Source organism: Streptomyces sp. Ag109_G2-15, assembly GCF_900215565.1.
In the GTDB taxonomy this organism is placed as follows: domain Bacteria; phylum Actinomycetota; class Actinomycetes; order Streptomycetales; family Streptomycetaceae; genus Streptomyces; species Streptomyces diastatochromogenes.
This window is the reverse complement of the sequence record NZ_OCNI01000001.1, coordinates 4,493,450-4,512,966: the sequence shown is the minus strand read 5'-3', so window position 1 is coordinate 4,512,966 and position 19,517 is coordinate 4,493,450. Positions and strand designations below refer to the sequence as shown.

Here is a 19,517-nt window from a genome sequence, read left to right as displayed (position 1 = left end):
CTCCTGCCTTTCCGCTCGCCCTTTTTCCCCGGGAGTCCTCCCATGCACCGTCGTGTCTTTCTCACGTCCCTGCTCGGCGCGTCCGCCGCCGTCGCCGGCCTCAGCGGCTGCGCAGACGGCAGCGCCGCCGCCGACACCAGGGGCGCCGCCACCAAGCCGCTCGCCGACAAGGTCCCGTCCGGCACCAGCCTGAAGATCGCCTCCTACCAGGGCACGCAACAGCTGCAGTTCAGACTGGCGAAGCTGCCCCCGCTGCCGTTCACCGTGTCGAGCTGGGTCAACATCGGGGCCGGTCCGGACGTCATCAACGCGTTCCGCGCCAAGTCCCTGGACCTCGCCAACAACGCGGGCATCCCGCCGATCCAGGCGCACTACCAGGGTTTCGACGCGAAGATCGTCGCGATCAACATCACCCGCAAGCCCAACTACCTCTTCGCCACCAAGCCCGGCAGCGACATCCGCACGGTCGCGGACTTCAAGGGCAAGAAGCTCGCCTTCTCCCAGGGGCAGGCGCAGGGTGTCGTACTGCTGCGCGCGCTGAAGCAGGCGGGGCTGAAGTACGACGAGGTGAAGCTGGTCCCGCTGACCAGCAACCAGTTCCTGACCGCCCTGCAGTCCGGGCAGGTGGACATCGCCCCGCTCGCCAACAGCCAGGCACCCGCCTACCTCAAGCAGTACGAGGGCAAGGGCGCCCACACCATCCCCACCGACGTCGTCGACCTGCTCAACCTGCTGTGGGCGCCGCAGTCCGTGCTGAACGACCCGGCGAAGGCCGCGGCGATCGCCGCCTACATCCCCGAGTGGGCCAAGGGCCAGGTGTGGCAGTACGAGCACGCGGACGTGTGGAACGAGGAGTTCTACGTCAAGACGCAGAACCTGACCCTCGACCAGGCCCGGGGTATCAGCAAGCTCGCCAACAAGCCTCTCTTCCCGCCCAGTTGGGACGAGGCGATCAAGTGGGAGCAGGAGACCGCCGACCTGCTCGCCGAGGGCGGCTTCGTGAAGAAGTTCGACGTCTCCTCGCTCTTCGACCACCGCTTCGAGTCCATCGCCGCCAAGGCCGTACCGGCGGAGTATCGGAGGTGAGCGCCGTGACCACGACGACGACCGCCGTGGCGGCCACGGCCGCCGGGGAACTCCCCCAGGTCCGCCGGCGCCGCCGCCTCTCCCCCGGCCGCCGCCTGCCCGCGGCCCGGCTGGCCGGGCCGCTGCTGCTGCTCGCCCTGTGGGCCGCCGCCTCGGCCGCCGGACGGCTGGACCCGGGTGCCATCCCGGCGCCCTGGACCGTGCTGCGAACGGGCGTCCACCTGTGGACCGACGGCACGCTGCCCACCGACATCCTGACCTCGCTGGAGCGGGCCGGGTACGGCTTCGTGATCGGCCTGACCGCCGGGGTCGCCCTCGCGCTCGCCTCCGGGCTCAGCCGGGCCGGGGAGGCGCTGATCGACGGGACCGTGCAGCTCAACCGGGCGATCCCGACCCTCGGTCTGATCCCGCTGTTCATCCTCTGGCTGGGCATCGGGGAGACCTTCAAGATCGCCATCATCGCGATCGTCGTCTACATCCCGCTCTACCTGAACACGCACGCCGCGCTGTCCGGCATCGACAGCCGGTACGTCGAACTCGCCGAGGTGCAGGGCCTGTCGAGGTTCGCCTTCATCCGGCAGATCGTGATCCCGGGGGCGCTGCCCGGATTCTTCGTGGGACTCCGGCTCGCCGTCACCGGCTCCTGGCTGGGCCTGGTGGTCCTGGAGCAGATCAACGCCACCAGCGGCCTCGGCTACCTGATGTTCCAGGCGCAGAACTACGGCCAGACCGACGTCATCCTGGTCGGCCTGCTGATCTACGGCATCTTCGGCCTGGTCTCCGACAGCGTGGTCCGTCTGATCGAACGAAGGGTGCTGTCATGGCGCCGCACACTGAACAGCTGACCCGGCCCGCCGTCCAACTGCGGGGACTGACCCGGTCGTTCGAGGAACGTACGGTCCTCGACAGCATCGACCTCGACCTGCCCGCCGGCCAGTTCACGGCCCTGCTGGGGCACAGCGGCTCGGGCAAGTCCACCCTGCTGCGAGCCGTCGCGGGCCTCGACCACGGGGTCACGGGCAGCGGGCAGCTCACCGCGCCCGAGCGGGTGTCGGTCGTCTTCCAGGACTCCCGGCTGCTGCCCTGGCGCCGGGTGCTGGACAACGTACTGCTCGGCCTGGACGGCAAGGACGCCGTCGAACGCGGCCGTTCGGCACTGGCGGAGGTCGGCCTCGAAGGGCGGGAGCGGGCCTGGCCCGGCGAGCTGTCCGGCGGCGAGGCACAGCGGGCCGCGCTCGCCCGGTCCCTGGTCCGCGAACCCGAACTCCTGCTGGCCGACGAGCCGTTCGGCGCGCTGGACGCGCTCACCCGGATCCGGATGCACCACCTGCTGCGCGAGCTGTGGGAGCGCCACCGGCCCTCGGTGCTGCTCGTCACCCACGACGTGGACGAGGCGATCGTGCTCGCCGACCGCGTCCTCGTCCTGGACCAGGGCCGGATCGGCCTCGACCTGACCATCGACCGTCCCCACCCGCGCTCCTACCGCGAGCCGGTGCTGGGTGAATACCGCGAGCGGCTGCTGGCCGCACTGGGCGTCACGGAGGATCATCAGTGACACAGAGAAAGCTCCACCTCAACGCGTTCCTGATGAGCACCGGCCATCACGAGGCATCGTGGCGGCTGCCGGAGAGCGATCCGTACGCGCACGTCGATCTGGACCACTACGTGCGGCTCGCCCGGATCGCCGAGCGCGGCACCTTCGACTCGCTCTTCCTGGCCGACGGCCCGCACCTGTGGGGCAGCGTCGCCCAGCGCCCGGCCGGCGCCCTGGAACCGCTCACCCTGCTCACCGCCCTGGCCACGGCCACCGAGCACATCGGCCTGATCGCCACCGCCTCCACCTCCTACAACTCCCCCTACAACCTGGCCCGCAAGTTCGCCTCGCTGGACATCATCAGCGGCGGCCGGGCGGGCTGGAACATCGTCACCACGGCGGGTGCCGAGGCCGCGCGCAACTTCGGCCTGGACGCGGAACCCGCGCACGCCGAGCGGTACGCCCGGGCCGCCGAGTTCCTCGACGTGGCCCTCAAGCTCTGGGACAGCTGGGAGGACGACGCGATCGTCGCCGACAAGGCGGCCGGGGTCTGGGGCGACGACGCCAAGATCCATCCGCCCCGGCACCAGGGGACGTACTTCAGCGTCGAGGGCGCGCTCAACGTGCCGCGCTCCCCGCAGGGCTATCCGCTGCTGGTGCAGGCGGGCTCCTCCGAGGACGGCAAGGCGTTCGCGGCCCGGTACGCGGAGGCGGTGTTCACCGCCCAGCAGACGCTGCGGGACGCGCAGGCCTTCTACGGCGACCTCAAGTCCCGTACCGCACAGGCCGGAAGGGACCCCGAGCACATCAAGGTGCTGCCCGGCATCGTCCCGGTGATCGGCGCCACGGAGGCCGAGGCACGGGCCGCCGAGCAGCTGCTGGAGGACCACATCGTGTACGACCACGGGGTGAGCCGCCTGGAAAGCCTGCTCCAACTGCCCTCCGGAACACTGGAGTTGGACGCCCAGCTCCCCGCCGACCTGCCGCCCGAGTCCGCCATCGAGGGTGCCAAGAGCCGCTACACGCTGATCGTGGAGCTGGCCCGGCGCGAGCGGCTGACCGTACGGCAGCTGATCGGACGGCTCGGCGGCGGGCGCGGGCACCTCACCTTCGCCGGGACGCCCGAGCAGGTCGCCGACCAGATCGAGACCTGGTTCACCCAGGGCGCCGCCGACGGCTTCAACATCATGCCGGCCGTGCTGCCCTCCGGCCTGGAGGCGTTCGTCGAGCACGTCGTACCGATCCTGCGCACCCGCGGCCTGCTCCGCACCGCCTACGGCCCCCGCCAGACCCTGCGGGAGCGCTACGGCCTTCCCCGCCCCGCCAACCAGCACACCGCAGCCCTCGTCTGACTCGTCTGAAAGGACCAGCGACCATGTCCATCGAGATCACCAAGGTCACCGCACGCATCGGCGCCCGGGTCTCCGGCGTCGACATCACCCGGCCCCTCGCCCCGGAGCAGGTCGCCGCGATCCGCGAGGCCCTGAACGTCCACAAGGCGCTCGTCTTCGACGCCCAAGGCCTGGACGACGCGGGCCAGCAGGCCTTCGCCCGCCACTTCGGCGACCTGACCACCGCCCACCCGACGGTCGGCGCCGTCGAGGGTGCCCCGAACGTGCTGCCCGTGGACAGCGAGCGCGGCCGCGCCAACCACTGGCACACGGACGTCACCTTCGTCCTCAACCCGCCGCAGGCCAGCACCCTGCGCTCGATCACCGTCCCGCCGTACGGCGGCGAGACCCTGATCGCCAACGCGGCGGCCGCCTACCGCGACCTGCCCGAGCCGCTGCGCCGGCTGGCCGACACCCTGTGGGCCGAGCACACCAACGACTACGACTACGCGGTGCCGGACGAGGAGATCGACGAGGAGAAGGCGGCCCAGCGCGCCCAGTTCACGTCCATCAAGTACCGCACCGCGCACCCGGTGGTCCGCGTCCACCCGCTGACCGGCGAACGCGGGCTGTTCATCGGCGGGTTCGCGCAGCGGATCACCGGCCTGTCGGTGGGCGAGTCCCGCAGGATCCTCGACCTGCTCCAGGCGTACGTCACCCGCCCGGAGAACATCCTGCGCTGGCGCTGGTCGGAGAACCAGCTGGTCCTCTTCGACAACCGCATCACCCAGCACTACGCCATCGACAACTACGACGGGCAGCCGCGCCGGCTGCACCGGGTGACCGTCGCCGGTGACGTCCCGGTCGGCATCGAGGGCAAGGAGAGCTACTCGATCGAGGGTGACGCCTCGCACTACACACCCGTGGCCGCGTAACGTCACACTCACCCTGCGTACAGGGGGTGTCCGCATACTGGGCGACTCGTTCGCGTGAGCGGACGGGCCGCCCAGACTGTGGGCGTTTTTGCCCACTCTTCAGCACTGGACGAGCCGCGCCGATGCCCAACAGCACCACCACCGAGACGCCACCGCAGCAGCGGGACGGTGTCTCCCTCTCCCACGGTCTCAAGCAGCGCCACCTGTCGATGATCGCCCTCGGCGGTGTGATCGGCGCGGGCCTGTTCGTCGGCTCCGGCGCGGGTATCGCCGCGGCCGGACCGTCCATCGTGCTCGCCTTCGCCCTCTCCGGCCTCCTGGTGATGCTGGTGATGCGGATGCTCGGCGAGATGTCGGCCGCCCACCCGTCCTCGGGTTCCTTCTCCGCGCACGCCGAGCGGGCCATGGGCCCCTGGGCGGGCTTCACCGCGGGCTGGTCCTTCTGGGTGCTGCTGTGCACGGCCGTCGGCCTGGAGGGCATCGCCGCCGCGAACATCGTCACCGGCTGGCTGCCGGGCACCCCGCAGTGGGCCTGGGTCGCCCTGTTCATGCTGGTGTTCTGCGGGGCGAACCTGGCCGCGGTGAAGAACTTCGGCGAGTTCGAGTTCTGGTTCGCCGCCCTGAAGGTCGGCGCGATCTCGCTCTTCCTCGTCCTCGGCGGGCTCGCCATCACCGGCGTACTCCCCGGCACGGACGCCCCGGGCACCGCGAACCTCACCCACTTCTTCCCGCACGGCGGCGAGGGGCTGATCGTCGGTCTGCTCGCCTCCGTCTTCGCCTACGGCGGCCTGGAGACGGTCACGATCGCGGCCGCCGAGTCCGAGAACCCGGTCAAGGGCGTGGCGAGCGCGGTCCGCACGGCGATGTGGCGCATCGCGCTGTTCTACATCGGGTCGATGGCGGTCGTGGTCACGCTCGTCCCGTGGGACTCGAAGGACATCGCGAACCCGGACAAGGGCCCGTACGTCGCCACGCTCGACCATCTCGGCATCCCCGGCGCCGGCCAGGTGATGAAGGTCGTCGTCCTCGTCGCCCTGCTCTCCGCGATGAACGCCAACATCTACGGCTCCTCGCGCATCGCCTACTCGCTGGTCGAGCGGGGTCAGGGCCCCAAGGTCCTGGCGAAGGTCTCCGGCGGGGTCCCGCGCATCGCCGTCCTCACCTCCTCCGTCTTCGGCTTCGTGTGCGTGCTGCTCAGCTACTGGCGGCCGGACGACGTCTTCCCCTGGCTGCTGAACATGATCGGCGCGGTGATCCTGGTCGTCTGGATCTTCATCGCGGTCTCCCAGCTGTTGTTGCGGCGGCGCGTGGAGCGGGAGGCGCCGGAGAAGCTGGTCGTACGGATGTGGGGGTTCCCCTGGCTGACGTGGGTCGCGTTGGCGGGGATGGCGGCGATCTTCGTGCTGATGGCGCGGGAGGAAGGCACCCGCATTCAGCTGTACTCGACGGGTGGGATGACGTTGTTCCTCGCGGTCGTGGGGTACGTCCGGCAGCGGGTGCGGGCCAGGTCCTGACCTCGCCCCTCCTCTTCGAGCCCCTCCCGAAAGACCCCCGCGGTGCACCCGCGGGGGTCTTTTTGTTGCTAGCGTGTAGTTGCAAGCCATTTGCAATAAGAGGTTCGGAGGGGAACGACCCATGCCCGTCTACACGCTGCCCGACCTGCCCTACGACTACTCCGCGCTCGCCCCCGTGATCAGCCCCGAGATCATCGAGCTGCACCACGACAAGCACCACGCCGCCTATGTGAAGGGCGCCAACGACACGCTGGAGCAGCTCGCCGAGGCGCGGGACAAGGAGTCGTGGGGCTCGATCAACGGCCTGGAGAAGAACCTGGCGTTCCACCTCTCCGGGCACATCCTGCACAGCATCTACTGGCAGAACATGACCGGCCCGAAGGACGGCGGCGGCGAGCCTCTGGCGCAGGACGGTGTGGGCGACCTCGCGGACGCCATCACCGAGTCGTTCGGCTCCTTCGCCGGGTTCAAGGCCCAGCTGACCAAGGCGTCCGCGACCACCCAGGGCTCCGGGTGGGGCGTCCTCGCGTACGAGCCGCTGAGCGGCCGACTCGTGGTGGAACAGGTCTACGACCACCAGGGCAACGTGGGGCAGGGCTCCGTGCCGATCCTCGTCTTCGACGCCTGGGAGCACGCCTTCTACCTCCAGTACCGGAACCAGAAGGTCGACTTCATCGAGGCCATGTGGCAGGTCGTCAACTGGCAGGACGTGGCCCGCCGTTACGAGGCCGCCAGGGCCCGCGCGGACGTACTGCTGCTGGCGCCCTGAGGCAGGCGTGAAACGTCCTGCTCGTGATCGTCTTCTCACCTTTCACGTAGCGGGCGGATGAAGAGGAGGGCCCTCGCGAGGACGTGACTCGCGAGGGCCCTCCTTGTGCACCGCGTCCACCGATCGGCTGACGCCGAGTTCAACCAAGCACCCGTCTCCACGAAGTACCCTGCTCAGCAAGGCTTTTGGGCATGAACACACTCACTGTGCGCGCGGCGCGCTGGAGCGCCCGGCACCCTTGGCGGGCCCTCCTCGGCTGGCTGCTGTTCGTGGCGTTGTGCCTGGGCGCCGGCAGTGCCGTCGGCACCAACAGCGCGAAGACGGCGGACTACAGGGTCGGCGAGGCCGGGCGGGCCGAGGCCATGGCCGCCGAAGGGCACCTGGAGCGCCTGTCCACCGAACAGGTACTGATCTCCACCCGCTCGGGCCATCGGCTATCTGCTCAAGGACACCACCAGGGAACAGCTGGTCGACGCGATCCGCTCGGCCGCGCGCGGTGAGACCGTCCTCGCCCCCCGGGTGGCGGAGAAGCTGGTGGCCCGTATGCGGCGCCCGGTCCAGGATCCGCTGACCGCCCGCGAGACCGACGTCCTCGACACGGTGGCGGACGGGCTCACGAACGCCGAGATCGGCCGCCGTCTGGTCATCTCCGAGGCCACCGTCAAGACGCATCTGCTGCGTCTCTTCGCCAAGCTGGACGTCAACGACCGGACGCGGGCGGTGGTGGCCATGGAGCGGGGGCTGCTGCGGCGGTGACTACGGCTCACAGGGCACATTGAGCGACAGCAGCGCGGTGTGCTCCCCAGTGACGCGGATCTCGCTCACCGCCGCGTTGTGCAACCTCGGGAAGACACGGCGGTACTCCGCGACCGGGATGTGCAGGAGCGAGCACAGCACCAGTCGGAGCAGGGTGTTGTGGGCGACGACGAGGACCCGTTCGTCGGGGTGTGCGGCGGCGATCCGGCGCAGGGCGGCCGTGCCCCGGGCGGCGGCGGTGCGAGGGTCCTCGGCGCCGGGGAACGGGTGCGCCACCGGGTCGGTGCGGAAGGCCCGCGCCGCCTCGGGGTTCTCCTTCTCGAACTCGGCGAGCGTCCGGCCCTCCACCACCCCGAAGTCGCACTCCCTCAGGTCGCCTTCGCGCCCCGGGGTGAGGCCGAGGGCGCGGCAGGCGGGCTCGGCGGTGGCGATCGCCCGGGACAGGGGCGAGGTCCAGACCGCGTCCACCGGATGAGCGGCGGCCCAGCGGCCCAGCGCCTCGGCCTGGGCGCGCCCGGTGTCGGTGAGGCCGACGTCGCTGACGCCGGCGTACCGGTTCTCGGCGTGCCAGACGGTCTGGCCGTGGCGGGCGAGGAGGAGGGTGGTGGCCGAGGTCATGGTGAGCAGTATTGCCGGTGCCGGTCCCTCCGGTCGGCCGCGGTCGTCAACCGGCTGAGAACGTGCGGGCGTAGTGGCCGGCGGTCCAGCCGCCGTCCACCACCAGCGTCGACCCCGTCATGTAGGAGGAGGCGTCACCGGCCAGGAACATGACGGCCTTGGCGATCTCCTCCGGCGCGGCGGGGCGCTGGAGGGGGACATGAGCGAGAAGTTCCTCGGGAGCGTAACCGAGACGGGTGAAGTCGGTGTTCTGGAGCAGGGGCGTGGCGACGGCACCGGGGCAGATCACGTTCACCCGGACGCCCTGGGCGACGACCTCCATGGCGGCCGCGCGGGTGAGGCCGAGTACGGCGTGCTTCGAGGCACAGTAGGCCGCGAGCCCGGGGATGCCTTCAAGGCCCGCGAACGACGCCACGTTGATGATCTGTCCGCCGCCTCCTCGGATCATCAGCGGCAGAGCGGCGCGCATGCCGAGGAAGACGCCGGTCTGGTTGACCGCCACCATGCGGGTGTAGTCCTCGAGCGACGTGGTGTGGAGCGGACCGGGGCGCATGACACCGGCGTTGTTCACCAGGACGTCCAGCCGTCCGAAGCGCTCCTCGACCTCGTCGATCAGGTCGCTCCACGAGGTCTCGTCGGCGACGTCGAGCTCGCGCAGCAGGAACCGGTCGGCGCATCCGGGGCCTACGGGCCGGCCGTCCCGCAGTGACAGGTCGGCGGCGATGACGGTGGTGCCGTCGTCGAGCAGCGCCTGGGTGACAGCGGTGCCGATCCCGCCGCACGCACCGGTGACCAGGGCGATCCGTGCGGCGCCGCTCATCGCCGGACTCCTTCCGTCGGAGCTTGTGTCGGGGCGGTGGATCCTTCCGGCACCGCGTCCAGGTACTCCGCCACCCAGGCGCGGATCTGAGCCCGCCCGCGATGGGTTCTCTTGAAGGAGCGGTCCTCCGCCACCGCGTCCTCCGTATAGAGGCCGGGGAACTTGTCCAACCCGTCAAGGGAGAACGAGTCGGCCCACTCCACGACCGGCAGGGCGCCGGGCGCGAGCGGTGCCGGGCGGGCCGTCGGCCGGGCGGTATGGATCGCTGTCACAGTTCCTCAGCCCTCGGCGCCGACGAGCAGGGAGGTCGCCCATTCGGGCAGCGTGCGGTGTGCGTGATGGCGGGTGGTGATCCGCTCCCACTCGTAGTCACCGCAGACCCAGTCATGGAGGATGTCCGCGTACCCGGCGACCGCGACCCGCTGGGAGTCGTCCAGGGCCCGGGCAAGGCGGGGCAGCTCCTGCCGTTCGAGCTCCACCAGTTCGTCGGCCTTGCCCTGTGCGATCCCGGACGCGATGACCAGTGCCTCGTCCCGGGTGCAGCCGTGGGTGCGTTCGACGAGGTGGATCACGTTGTGCCCGCCGGTGACGTCCTCGTGGTTGAGGGACATCGAGTCGTTGCGTAACCCGACCAGGTCCGCGGCGAGTTGCCGCATGCGCCGCAACAGCGGGTGGTGCCACACCACCGGCGCGACCTCGACGCCACCCCAGTGCTCTGCCAGGTCGTTCTGCCCGAAGGCGCACGTCGTGGCGGCCCGGAGCTGGAAGTACTCCTCCAGGTCGGTGTGGACGCGGCCGTCGGTACGGTCGATCGCCTCGGTGAGCTGCGACGCGAAGTACGACGACCAGTGGTGGGCCACACGTGACCGCAGCGGGGCGGACATCCCCCGGACCATGCGCTCCCACAGGTCGGCGAACGCCCGTACCGTCGGCGCCTGATGCCGCTCCGTGCCCGGTGCGCCGTGCACGATGTCGATCAGCGCACCGCAGATGCGGGCCACCCGCCGTGGATCGCGCCCGGCCTCCCCGTCCAACTGGTCGTCGAACGGCAGGAAGTACCAGCCCATCATCTGCGCGGCGGTACAGCACGCGTCGAGGTCGGCCTGGGGGTAGAAGAACCCGGCCACCTCCGCCAGGCGCCAGTTCGTGAAGTCCTCGACGGCCTGCTCGCCGTGCAGCAGATCGAACCTTCTCATCCAGTCGATCGCGCTCTCGCGAGCCGCGTCCACATGCGGGTTGAACCGAAGCGGCCACGGGGCAGTGAACACCACACCCTGATACGTCACGTATGCGCCTTTCGTGAAGTCCCTTCTCCAGGAAGGATCTTGTGGCGCGCACGACCCCTGCAAGACTTGTCCCGGTCTGTCCATCCGATCGAGCTAAAAGCCCGTCAGAATGTTTTGTGCCTTGATCACCGACGGCTCCCTCACGGCCGTAGCCGCGCCCGGGCATGCGCCGCCACCGCCCCCGGCAGCCACCCCCGGGACTCCAGTTCCCCCACCAGCCGGGCGTACGGCTCGGCGAAGCGTGCGGTGCGGTCCGGGCGGGGCTCGGCCGTCGTGCCGATGCGGACCATGCCGTCGGCCGCGTCCGCGAGCGTGGGAGCGGCGCCGGTGCCGTAGGCCGCCAGTGCGGCCATGCCCAGGGCGGGTTCGGTCTGCTCCGGGACCCTGGCCGGGCGGCCCAGGATGTCGGTGCGGAGCTGGGTCCAGTAGGGGCTGCGGGCCGCGCCGCCGGTGAAGGCGAGAGGGCCGTCCAGAGGGGCGCCGAGGTGGTGGAGGTAGTCCAGGCAGAGGCGTTCCGTGAAGGCGACGCCCTGGAGGAGGGCGGCCCACAGGTCGGCGTCGGACTCCGGGGCGCCGAGGAGGAGGGCGGTGGCCTGCGGGGCGTGGAAGGGGAAGCGTTCGCCCGGGGAGACGAGGGGGTAGGCGACCGCGTTCGAGGGCTCGAAGGCGGCGGCCGCGGCGTCCAGCGCGGCCGGGTCGGCGCTCCCGAAGCGGGCCGTCAGGACACCGGCGCCCACGCTGGAGGCGCCACCGGGCAGCCAAGTGCCGTCGGGAGCACGGTGGTTGTAGACCACCCCGGTCGGGTCATGCACCGGATCCGCGGCGGCCCCCTTCAGCACCAGGGTCGTCCCCAGCACCGAGTTCCACGCGCCCTCCCGCAGCGCGCCCGAGGCGATCTGTGCCGCGCAGCCGTCCGTCATGCCCGCGACGACCGGGGTGCCGGCCGGGATGCCGGCGGCCTCGGCGGCCGCCGGGCAGACCTCGCCCAGCCTGGTGCCGGGGCGTACGACGTCGGGCAGGACACCGGAGGGCAGCCCGGTGAGGTCGGGCCAGCGGTCGCGCTCCACGTCGTACGCCGTCTTCAGGGCATGACTGGAGTCGGTGGGGACAGGGCCGCCGACGAGCCGCGCGTTGATCAGGTCGGGCTGGTGCGCCACCCGGCCGGGACCGTACCGGCCGACCAGCCACCGCGCCTTCGGCAGCGCCCAGGTGTCCTGCACCACGAGCCCCGCCGACCGCAGCCGGCCCGCCTCGGCCGCCGCCCGCCCGTCGTCGTACATCAGCGCCGGACTCACCGGGCGGCCGGTGTCATCGGTGAGCAGTACGGTCCCGGAGGTCCCGCACACCGCGAGTCCCGCCACCCGCACCCGCACCCCGTCGAGCGCGGCCCGGCAGGCCGCGCACACCGCCTCCCACCACTCCCCCGGATCCTGCTCGTGCCGCACCCCCTCCCGCCGCCCGCGCCGCAGGGGCGCCGCACCGCTGCCGAGGACGCCACCGTCGGCCGTCACGAGCAGGGCACGCACCCCCTGCGTGCCGAGATCGATCCCGAGCCACGCCAACCCCATCCGGACCTCCCGCAGATAGCGAATGGGCTTGTGAACTTCCCATACCCCTCTGAGATTTCCCCCTGATTTCCCCGTGCACAAGGGATTGACGGCCTTCCTTCGCCGTTACACCCTCTGTTATCGAGTCGACTCGCACTGTTAACCCGGCCCGACCCCACCGCCCCACCGACGGAGGTCACCGATGAACAGGTACGTGCACGACCGCCGGCGCTTCCTCGCCCTGACCGCGGGGGCCGCCGCGACCCCGTTCCTCGCGGCCTGCGGTGCCGGCTTCGGCGGTGACGGCAAGAAGAGCGACGGTTCGGCCGCGGACGACGTCACCGGCTCCTTCGACTGGAAGCGGGAGAAGGGCACGACGGTCAGGGCGCTGCTCAACAAGCACCCGTACGCGGACGCCCTGATCGCCGACCTGAAGTCCTTCACCGAGAAGACCGGCATCGAGGTGAAGTACGACGTCTTCCCCGAGGACAACTACTTCGACAAGCTCACCGTGGATCTGTCGAGCGGGCGGGCCTCGTACGACGTCTTCATGCTCGGCGCCTACATGGTGTGGCAGTACGGGCCACCGGGGTGGCTGGAAGACCTCGGGCCCTGGATGCGCAACTCCTCAGCCACCGGCGCCGAATGGGACCAGGCCGACTTCTTCCCGAACCTCCTGCAGGCCGACCAGTGGTCGCTGAAGGCGGGCGCGCCGCTCGGCCAGGGCGGGCAGTACGCGCTGCCGTGGGGCTGGGAGACCAACGTGGTCGCCTACAACACCGAGGTGTTCGACAAGCTGGGACTGAAGCCCGCCGAGTCCTTCGACGAGCTGCGCGAGCTGGCCGGCGCCATCAAGAAGAGAGCCCCTGGCGCCGGGTTCGACGGGATGTACGGGATCGCCGTGCGCGGGTCCAGGAGCTGGGCGACCATCCACCCCGGGTTCATGACCATGTACGCCCGCAACGGGCTGCACGACTTCACCGTCGAGGGCGGGAAGCTCACCCCCGCCATGAACACCCCGAAGGCCGTCGCCTTCACCGAGGACTGGGCCGGCATGGTCAGGCAGGGCGGGCCGCCGTCCTGGACGTCGTACACCTGGTACCAGTGCTCCAGCGACCTCGGTGCGAAGAAGGCCGGGATGCTGTTCGACGCGGACACGGCGGCCTACTTCCAGGCCGTGAAGGGAGCCTCTCCCGCCTCGGGGAAGATCGCCTTCCACCCCGGGCCCAAGGGGCCGGACGGGTCGCTCGCCACCAACATGTGGATCTGGTCGCTCGGCATGAACGCCAGGAGCAGGCGGAAGAGCGCCAGTTGGCTCTTCCTGCAGTGGGCGACCGGGAAGGAGCACCTGCGCAGGGCCGCCCTCACGAACAACCACATCGACCCCGTACGGAAGTCGGTCAGCCAGGACGGCGCCTACAAGGACAAGATGCGGCACCTGCCCGGGTTCATCGAGACCTTCGAGACGGTCGTCGACCAGACGAAGATCCAGTTCACCCCGCAGGCCCAGTTCTTCGACGCCACCACCAGCTGGGCCGCCGGCCTCCAGGAGATCTACGGCGGGAAGGACGCCCGGTCCGTGCTGAACGGACTGGCGAGCGACCTCAGGTCCAAGGTCGACTGATGGGCCTGCGAGTCACCCTGCGCCCGTACCTCCTCGTCGTACCGGCACTGCTCCTCACCTGCGGGATCCTGTACCCCTTCGCGCTCGGCCTGTACTACACGCTGTTCGACTTCTCGGCGAGCAAACCGCAGCCGGACATGGTGCGCTTCCAGAACTACGAGACCGTGTTCACGCAGGACGCCTTCTGGAACTCGGCCTGGGTGACCGTGCTGTACGCGGTCGGCGCGGCCGCCGTGGAGACCGTGCTCGGGGTCGCCGTCGCCCTGCTGCTGCACCGCTCGTCCCTGGTCGGCCGGGTGCTGGAGAAGATCCTGATCCTGCCCCTGATGATCGCCCCGGTGATCGCGGCGATCATGTGGAAGCTGATGCTCCAGCCGTCGGTGGGTGTGGTCAACCACCTGCTGAAGCCCTTCGGGCTCGGCGGGGTGCAGTGGACGGACACCCCGACGGGCGCCCTGTTGTCGTCGATCGCCGTGGACGTCTGGGTCTACACCCCGTTCGTGGCGATTCTGGCGCTGGCCGGTCTGCGGTCGCTGCCCACCTCCCCCTTCGAGGCGGCGGCCGTGGACGGCGCCGGCTGGTGGTACACCTTCCGGCGGCTGACCCTGCCGATGCTGTGGCCGTACGTCCTGGTCGCGGTGATCTTCCGGTTCATGGACTCGCTGAAGGTCTTCGACATCATCTACGCCCTGACGGAGGGCGGCCCGGGCGACTCCACGGTCGTCCTGCAGATCCGGGCGTATCTGGAGGCGATCCGCTTCCAGCGGTACTCCTTCGGGATCAGCTACACGATCGTGCTGTGGGCCGTGGTGTACCTGGCCGCGATGGTCCTCGTCCGGCATCTGGGGCGGATCCAGCGGAAGGCGGCGGAGGTGTCCCGGTGAAGCGACGCCTGGTGGGCCGGCTGGCCGATGCCGCGCTCATCCTCTACTTCCTCTTCGCGCTGTTCCCGATCGCCTGGATGGTGATCCTCTCCCTCAAGCCCGCCGACCAGCTCTTCAGCACCTACTTCTCGTTCACCCCGACGCTGGACTCCTACCGGACCGTGCTGGGTGACAGCGAGGGCATCCCCTTCGTGCGGTTCTTCGTCAACAGCCTGGTGGTGTCGGTGGGCGCGGTCGCGCTCTCGCTGGTGGTCGGGCTGCCGGCGGCGTACGCCTCGGCGCGCTGGCGGTTCCGGGGCTCGGAGAACCTGATGTTCACGCTGCTGTCGTTCCGCTTCGCGCCCGAACTCACCGTGATAATCCCGCTGTTCGTGCTCTACCAGAAGCTGGGGCTGTTCGACACGTACGTCGGCATGGTGTGGGTGCTGCAGCTGGTCACGCTTCCGCTGGTGGTGTGGATCATGCGGTCGTACTTCGCGGATCTCACCCCTGAGCTGGAGCAGGCGGCGCTGCTCGACGGCTACTCCCGCAAGCAGGCCTTCTTCAAGGTGGCCCTGCCGCTGGTGAAGCCGGGCATCGCGGCGGTGTCGCTGCTGGCGTTCATCTTCGCCTGGAACAACTTCGTCTTCCCGCTGATCCTCACCTCCAGCTCCGCGCAGACCGTGACCGTGGGCGCGCTGTCCTTCCTGGGCGGCGACCGGCCCAAGTACAACCTCACGGCCGCGGCCGCGCTGGTCTCCGTCGTACCGCCGCTACTGCTGGCGCTGACCATCCAGCGGTATCTGGTGCGCGGGCTGTCGTTCGGGGCGGTGAAGTCATGAGCGTCGCACTGCGGGACGTACACAAGGCGTACGGCCGGACGACCGCCCTCGACGGGATCGAACTCCGGGTGGGAGAGGGCGAGTTCTTCTGTCTGCTCGGGCCGTCCGGCGCGGGCAAGACCACCACGCTGAAGACCGTCGCCGGGCTTGAGCGGCCCGACTCCGGGACCGTCGAGATCGACGGCCGGGACGTGCGGGACGTGGAGCCGTACGACCGGGGTGTGGCCATGTGCTTCGAGAGCTACGCCCTCTATCCGCACCGCTCGGTGTACGACAACCTCGTCTCGCCGTTGCGCTCACCGAGGCACCGGCTGCCCGCCGCCGAGGCCCGGGAGCGGGTCGGGGCGATTGCCGAACTGCTAAGTATCAGCGCACTGTTGGACCGTTCTGTGGGGCAGTTGTCCAACGGGCAGCGGCAGCGGGTCGCCCTCGGCCGGGTGCTGGTGCGTCCGGCCCGCGCCTTCCTCCTCGACGAGCCCCTCTCCCACCTGGACGCCAAGCTGCGCCAGCAGATGCGGGCCGAGCTGAAGGCGATCGGAGCCGTCCGGCGCACCACCACGCTGTACGTCACCCACGACTCCGTCGAGGCACTGGCGCTCGGCGACCGGATCGGGGTCATCCGGGACGGGCGGATCGTGCAGACCGGCACCCGGGAGGAGATCTGGTACCGGCCTTACGACACGGAGGTCGCGCGGGCCTTCGGGCGGCCGCGGATCAATCTGTTGCCGGGGACGGTGACGGAAGCCGGGGGCTTCCGGTCGGTGGACGGCGCGGTCGAACTGCCGCTGCCCGTGCGGGCGCCCGCCGGCAGCGAGGTGCTGGTCGGGGTACGGCCCCGGGACGTCTCCCTGGCCGGGGACGGCCACCGGCTCTACGGGTCCGTCTACGTCACCGAGGTGCTGGGCTGGTCGGTCGAGGTCACCGTGCGGATCGGCGCGCAGCAGCTGTCGCTCGTCGTACCCCGGAGCGAGGCGGCCGGGCTGCGTCCCGACGAACCGGTCCGACCGGCCGTCCGGGCTGAGAACCTGCTGGTGTTCGAGGCCGACCGGCCAGGGCGTCCGGGACGACGGATCGGGAAGAGCACGTGATGAGCAGTGGTGCACAGCAGGGACCCGCGGCCCGGCAGGCCGCCATGGCCGAGCGCGTGCTGGCCGAGGGCTCGGCCACCGCGGCCGAGCTGGCCGAGCGGTTCGGGGTGAGTCTGATGACCATCCACCGGGACCTGGACGAACTCGAACGGCAGGGGATCGTCAGGAAGTTCCGGGGCGGGGTGACCGCGCAGCCGTCCGGGGTGTTCGAGTCGAACGTGCAGTACCGGCTGAAGACCATGCGCCCGCAGAAGGCCGCGCTCGCCTCACACGCCCTGGGGCAGATCGAGCCCGGCATGGCGATCCTCCTCGACGACTCCACCTCCACGCTGGAGATAGCCCGCCGGCTGCGGCTCGGCGAGATCACCCCGCTCACGGTCGTCACCAACTTCCTGGAGGCGATCAACCTCCTGGCCGGCCGGCGGGGCATCCATCTGATGGCCCTCGGTGGCGACTACGACGGGCTGCACTCCTCCTTCCTCGGGGTGTCCTGTGTGGAGGCGGTGGAGCAGCTGCGGGTGGACGTGGGCTTCGTGTCGACGTCGGGCGTGCACGGCGGCTACGCCTACCACCAGGAGCAGCACATCGTCTCCGTGAAGCGGGCGATGCTCGCCGCGGCCGCGCGCAACGTGCTGCTGGTCGACCACACCAAGCTGGGCCGGGTCGCCCTGCACCGGGTGGCCCCGCTCTCCCGCTTCGACCTGCTGCTGGTGGACGACGGCGCGTCGGCGGAGGCGCTGCGCGACCTGGACGAGCACAAGGTGCGGTACGAGGTGTGCGCCACGGATCCGAGGGAGGGCGATGACCGCGCTGGAGTTACGTGAGCTGCGCAAGACGTACCGGTCGCGGGGCCGCCCGGCGGTGGAGGCGGTCCGGGGCCTGGACCTGAGTCTGCGGTCCGGTGAACTCCTCGGGCTGCTGGGCCCGTCGGGCTGCGGAAAGTCCACCACGCTGCGGATGATCGCGGGTCTGGAGGCGGTGACCGGCGGGGACATCCTGGTCGGGGGCGCGTCGGTGACCGGCCGTCCGGCGCAGGAGCGGAACATCGGGGTCGCGTTCGAGAACTACGCGCTGTATCCGCCGCTGACGGTCGCGGAGAACCTGGCGTTCGGGCTGAGGGCGCGCCGGAGAAGCCTTCGGGGGGATGTGCGGCGCAAGGTCGCCGAGATCGCCGAGCGGGTCGGCCTCACCGACGTCCTCGACGCCCGCCCGGCCGGACTGTCCAGCGGGCAGAAGCAGCGCGTTTCGCTGGCCCGGGCGCTGATCCGGGAACCGGACGTCCTCCTCCTGGACGAGCCGCTGTCCCATCTCGACGCGGCCCAGCGCGACACCACCCGCCGTGAGCTGAAGCGCATCCAGCGCGACCTGGGCCACACCACGATCCTGGTCACGCACGACCAGGAGGAGGCCCTGTCCCTCGCCGACCGGATCGCCGTCATGCGGGACGGTGTGATCCAGCAGCTCGGCACGCCCTACGAGATCTACGACAGCCCCGCCACCGCCTTCGTGGCGGACTTCGTCGGCGAGCCCGCGATCAACCTGCTGCCCGGCGCCGCCACCGCCGACGGCCACGTACGCCTGTCCGCCGGGGTGCGGATCGCGCTGCCGGTGCCGGTGGCCGAGGGGCGGGCCGTGGTGGTCGGCATCCGCCCCGAGGACCTGAGCCTCACCGGCGACGGCGGCATCCCCGCCCGGGTCGTGGCCCATGAACCCCTGCTGGAGTCGGGCATCGCCACCCTCGCCCTCGACGGGGTGGAGCGGCACCTGGTGGTGCTCAGCGGGCCCGAGGTGCGCCTCGCGCACGACGAGCGGGTCCGGGTGGCGGCCGGACTCACCCATGTCTTCGACGCCGAGACGGGAGACACCCTGCGATGACCTCCAGTGTGCGTGTGGTGGCCGCCGGCGACCACTTCGTCCTGCCGTCCCTCATCACGGCCGCCCTCGGGCAGGAAGGCGCCTGTGATGTACGGGAGTTGACCCTGGGCTGGCCCCTCGAACCCTTCGGGCCGGTCGCCGAGGTGAGCGAGGCCAGCGACGCCGAGGACGAGCTGATCTCCGCTCTCGCCGGCGCGCAGGTCCTGGTCACGCAGATGGGCCCGGTCACCGAACGCGTCCTCGGTGCCTGCCCCCAGCTGCGGCTGGTGGTGGTCTGCCGGGGCGGGCCGGTCAACGTCAACCTGGACGCGGCGAAGCGGCACGACGTCCGGGTGTGCTTCGCGCCCGGCCGCAACGCCGCCGCCACCGCCGAGTTCACCGTCGGCCTGCTCCTCGCCGCCCTGCGCCGCATCCCACAGGCCCATGAACTCCTGGCCCGCCAGGGGAGTTGGGCCGGATCGGCGTACTACACCTACGAGCGCAGCGGACTGGAGCTGGAGGACCTGCCGGTCGGGCTGGTCGGCTACGGCGCGGTGGGCAGCCGGGTGGCGCGGGTGCTGTGCGCCTTCGGGGCGCGGGTGATGGTGTACGACCCCTATGTGCGCGGGGAGGTGCACGGACTGCGGGTGCCCTCGCTGGACGACCTGTTGCGCCGCTCGGCCGTCATCACCCTGCACGCCCGGCTCACCGCCGAGACCCGCGGTCTGATCGGCGCCCGTGAACTGGCGCTGCTGCCGCCCGGAGCGGTGGTGGTGAACGCGGCCCGGGGGCCGCTGCTGGACGAGGACGCGCTGTGCGACGCGCTGGAGGGCGGGCGGCTCGCGGCGGCGGCCCTGGACACCTACGCCCGTGAACCGCTCCCGCCGGACTCCCGGCTGCCCGCTCTGGCCGACCGCGTCGTCCTCACCCCGCACCTGGGCGGGGCCAGCCGGGCGGTCGCGGAGAAGGCGGCCCGGATCGCCGCCGCCGAGGTGGGCCGCTGGGTGCGCGGGGAGCCGCTCGCGCACTGTCTGACCTGACCCAGGAGGT

Annotated in this window: 19 protein-coding genes and 2 pseudogenes; 16 read left to right on the top strand and 5 right to left on the bottom strand. The window is 70.7% G+C overall.

Annotated features, from left to right (window positions below; translation table 11 throughout):
* Window positions 1-42: 42 nt before the first annotated feature.
* The 9 genes and pseudogenes from CRP49_RS20265 to CRP49_RS20225 form a co-directional block, all read left to right on the top strand.
* A complete protein-coding gene (locus CRP49_RS20265) occupies window positions 43-1,086 on the top strand; it encodes an ABC transporter substrate-binding protein (protein ID WP_097254646.1) in 1,044 nt (347 codons plus the stop codon).
* Window positions 1,083-1,931 carry an ABC transporter permease gene (locus tag CRP49_RS20260; RefSeq protein WP_097254645.1) on the top strand — a complete coding sequence of 283 codons (849 nt, stop codon included), beginning with the start codon at window positions 1,083-1,085 and terminating at the stop codon, window positions 1,929-1,931. The genes CRP49_RS20265 and CRP49_RS20260 overlap by 4 nt, the downstream gene beginning before the upstream one ends.
* Window positions 1,907-2,641 carry an ABC transporter ATP-binding protein gene (locus CRP49_RS20255; protein WP_097254644.1) on the top strand — a complete coding sequence of 245 codons (735 nt, stop codon included), beginning with the start codon at window positions 1,907-1,909 and terminating at the stop codon, window positions 2,639-2,641. Before CRP49_RS20260 ends, CRP49_RS20255 begins: the two co-directional genes overlap by 25 nt.
* Window positions 2,638-3,972 carry an LLM class flavin-dependent oxidoreductase gene (locus CRP49_RS20250; RefSeq protein WP_097254643.1) on the top strand — a complete coding sequence of 445 codons (1,335 nt, stop codon included), beginning with the start codon at window positions 2,638-2,640 and terminating at the stop codon, window positions 3,970-3,972. Before CRP49_RS20255 ends, CRP49_RS20250 begins: the two co-directional genes overlap by 4 nt.
* A 23-nt stretch (window positions 3,973-3,995) precedes the next feature.
* Window positions 3,996-4,886, top strand: coding sequence for a TauD/TfdA family dioxygenase (locus CRP49_RS20245; protein WP_097254642.1), 891 nt, complete (start codon window positions 3,996-3,998; stop codon window positions 4,884-4,886).
* A 122-nt stretch (window positions 4,887-5,008) separates the two neighbouring features.
* Complete coding sequence (locus CRP49_RS20240) at window positions 5,009-6,400, top strand: amino acid permease (protein ID WP_097254641.1); 1,392 nt, start codon at window positions 5,009-5,011, stop codon at window positions 6,398-6,400.
* Between the two features lie 121 nt (window positions 6,401-6,521).
* Window positions 6,522-7,169, top strand: a complete 648-nt coding sequence (locus tag CRP49_RS20235; protein WP_097254640.1) for a superoxide dismutase — start codon at window positions 6,522-6,524, stop codon at window positions 7,167-7,169.
* Window positions 7,170-7,360: 191 nt separating this feature from the next.
* Window positions 7,361-7,597: pseudogene (locus tag CRP49_RS20230) on the top strand (MMPL family transporter); the annotation flags it as partial.
* Window positions 7,590-7,925, top strand: a pseudogene (locus CRP49_RS20225) (LuxR C-terminal-related transcriptional regulator); the annotation flags it as partial. The pseudogenes CRP49_RS20230 and CRP49_RS20225, both read left to right, overlap by 8 nt.
* Here CRP49_RS20225 and CRP49_RS20220 read toward each other — a convergent pair.
* The 5 genes from CRP49_RS20220 to CRP49_RS20200 all read right to left on the bottom strand — a co-directional run bounded on the left by CRP49_RS20220 (window position 7,926) and on the right by CRP49_RS20200 (window position 12,217).
* Window positions 7,926-8,543, bottom strand: a complete 618-nt coding sequence (locus tag CRP49_RS20220; protein WP_097254639.1) for a histidine phosphatase family protein — start codon at window positions 8,541-8,543, stop codon at window positions 7,926-7,928. It lies immediately after the preceding pseudogene.
* 46 nt (window positions 8,544-8,589) lie between these two features.
* Window positions 8,590-9,363, bottom strand: a complete 774-nt coding sequence (locus CRP49_RS20215; protein WP_097254638.1) for an SDR family NAD(P)-dependent oxidoreductase — start codon at window positions 9,361-9,363, stop codon at window positions 8,590-8,592.
* The gene (locus CRP49_RS20210) at window positions 9,360-9,635 is read right to left on the bottom strand and encodes a nuclear transport factor 2 family protein (protein WP_097254637.1); all 276 of its coding nucleotides are present in this window, start codon (window positions 9,633-9,635) and stop codon (window positions 9,360-9,362) included. The genes CRP49_RS20215 and CRP49_RS20210 overlap by 4 nt, the downstream gene beginning before the upstream one ends.
* Before the next feature lie 6 nt (window positions 9,636-9,641).
* Window positions 9,642-10,649 (bottom strand): hypothetical protein, encoded by a 1,008-nt coding sequence (locus CRP49_RS20205; protein WP_097254636.1) that lies wholly within the window; start codon window positions 10,647-10,649, stop codon window positions 9,642-9,644.
* A gap of 140 nt (window positions 10,650-10,789) precedes the next feature.
* Window positions 10,790-12,217, bottom strand: a complete 1,428-nt coding sequence (locus CRP49_RS20200; RefSeq protein ID WP_097254635.1) for an FGGY-family carbohydrate kinase — start codon at window positions 12,215-12,217, stop codon at window positions 10,790-10,792.
* Window positions 12,218-12,398: 181 nt separating this feature from the next.
* Here CRP49_RS20200 and CRP49_RS20195 point away from each other — a divergent pair, with 181 nt between their 5' ends.
* From CRP49_RS20195 to CRP49_RS20165, 7 genes are read left to right on the top strand one after another with little or no spacing between them, the layout of a single operon-like run.
* On the top strand, window positions 12,399-13,820 hold the full coding sequence (locus CRP49_RS20195) for an ABC transporter substrate-binding protein (protein WP_097254634.1): 1,422 nt from the start codon (window positions 12,399-12,401) through the stop codon (window positions 13,818-13,820).
* On the top strand, window positions 13,820-14,704 hold the full coding sequence (locus CRP49_RS20190) for a carbohydrate ABC transporter permease (RefSeq protein ID WP_097254633.1): 885 nt from the start codon (window positions 13,820-13,822) through the stop codon (window positions 14,702-14,704). Before CRP49_RS20195 ends, CRP49_RS20190 begins: the two co-directional genes overlap by 1 nt.
* A complete protein-coding gene (locus tag CRP49_RS20185) occupies window positions 14,701-15,525 on the top strand; it encodes a carbohydrate ABC transporter permease (RefSeq protein WP_097254632.1) in 825 nt (274 codons plus the stop codon). Before CRP49_RS20190 ends, CRP49_RS20185 begins: the two co-directional genes overlap by 4 nt.
* A complete protein-coding gene (locus CRP49_RS20180; RefSeq protein ID WP_097254631.1) occupies window positions 15,522-16,613 on the top strand; it encodes an ABC transporter ATP-binding protein in 1,092 nt (363 codons plus the stop codon). Before CRP49_RS20185 ends, CRP49_RS20180 begins: the two co-directional genes overlap by 4 nt.
* Window positions 16,613-17,437, top strand: coding sequence for a DeoR/GlpR family DNA-binding transcription regulator (locus tag CRP49_RS20175; protein ID WP_097254630.1), 825 nt, complete (start codon window positions 16,613-16,615; stop codon window positions 17,435-17,437). Before CRP49_RS20180 ends, CRP49_RS20175 begins: the two co-directional genes overlap by 1 nt.
* Window positions 17,415-18,488 (top strand): ABC transporter ATP-binding protein, encoded by a 1,074-nt coding sequence (locus CRP49_RS20170; protein WP_097254629.1) that lies wholly within the window; start codon window positions 17,415-17,417, stop codon window positions 18,486-18,488. Before CRP49_RS20175 ends, CRP49_RS20170 begins: the two co-directional genes overlap by 23 nt.
* A complete protein-coding gene (locus tag CRP49_RS20165) occupies window positions 18,485-19,507 on the top strand; it encodes a 2-hydroxyacid dehydrogenase (RefSeq protein WP_097254628.1) in 1,023 nt (340 codons plus the stop codon). The genes CRP49_RS20170 and CRP49_RS20165 overlap by 4 nt, the downstream gene beginning before the upstream one ends.
* Window positions 19,508-19,517 lie beyond the last annotated feature (10 nt).

Bases quoted from the DNA above. Each gene is read 5' to 3' on its own strand.
- CRP49_RS20180 (WP_097254631.1), top strand. From the start codon at position 15,522: ATGAGCGTCGCACTGCGGGACGTACACAAGGCGTACGGCCGGACGACC.
- CRP49_RS20165 (WP_097254628.1), top strand. From the start codon at position 18,485: ATGACCTCCAGTGTGCGTGTGGTGGCCGCCGGCGACCACTTCGTCCTG.
- CRP49_RS20170 (WP_097254629.1), top strand. From the start codon at position 17,415: ATGACCGCGCTGGAGTTACGTGAGCTGCGCAAGACGTACCGGTCGCGG.
- CRP49_RS20235 (WP_097254640.1), top strand. From the start codon at position 6,522: ATGCCCGTCTACACGCTGCCCGACCTGCCCTACGACTACTCCGCGCTC.
- CRP49_RS20245 (WP_097254642.1), top strand. From the start codon at position 3,996: ATGTCCATCGAGATCACCAAGGTCACCGCACGCATCGGCGCCCGGGTC.
- CRP49_RS20265 (WP_097254646.1), top strand. From the start codon at position 43: ATGCACCGTCGTGTCTTTCTCACGTCCCTGCTCGGCGCGTCCGCCGCC.
- CRP49_RS20200 (WP_097254635.1), bottom strand. From the start codon at position 12,217: ATGGGGTTGGCGTGGCTCGGGATCGATCTCGGCACGCAGGGGGTGCGT.
- CRP49_RS20215 (WP_097254638.1), bottom strand. From the start codon at position 9,363: ATGAGCGGCGCCGCACGGATCGCCCTGGTCACCGGTGCGTGCGGCGGG.
- CRP49_RS20240 (WP_097254641.1), top strand. From the start codon at position 5,009: ATGCCCAACAGCACCACCACCGAGACGCCACCGCAGCAGCGGGACGGT.
- CRP49_RS20255 (WP_097254644.1), top strand. From the start codon at position 1,907: ATGGCGCCGCACACTGAACAGCTGACCCGGCCCGCCGTCCAACTGCGG.
- CRP49_RS20175 (WP_097254630.1), top strand. From the start codon at position 16,613: ATGAGCAGTGGTGCACAGCAGGGACCCGCGGCCCGGCAGGCCGCCATG.
- CRP49_RS20195 (WP_097254634.1), top strand. From the start codon at position 12,399: ATGAACAGGTACGTGCACGACCGCCGGCGCTTCCTCGCCCTGACCGCG.
- CRP49_RS20220 (WP_097254639.1), bottom strand. From the start codon at position 8,543: ATGACCTCGGCCACCACCCTCCTCCTCGCCCGCCACGGCCAGACCGTC.
- CRP49_RS20190 (WP_097254633.1), top strand. From the start codon at position 13,820: ATGGGCCTGCGAGTCACCCTGCGCCCGTACCTCCTCGTCGTACCGGCA.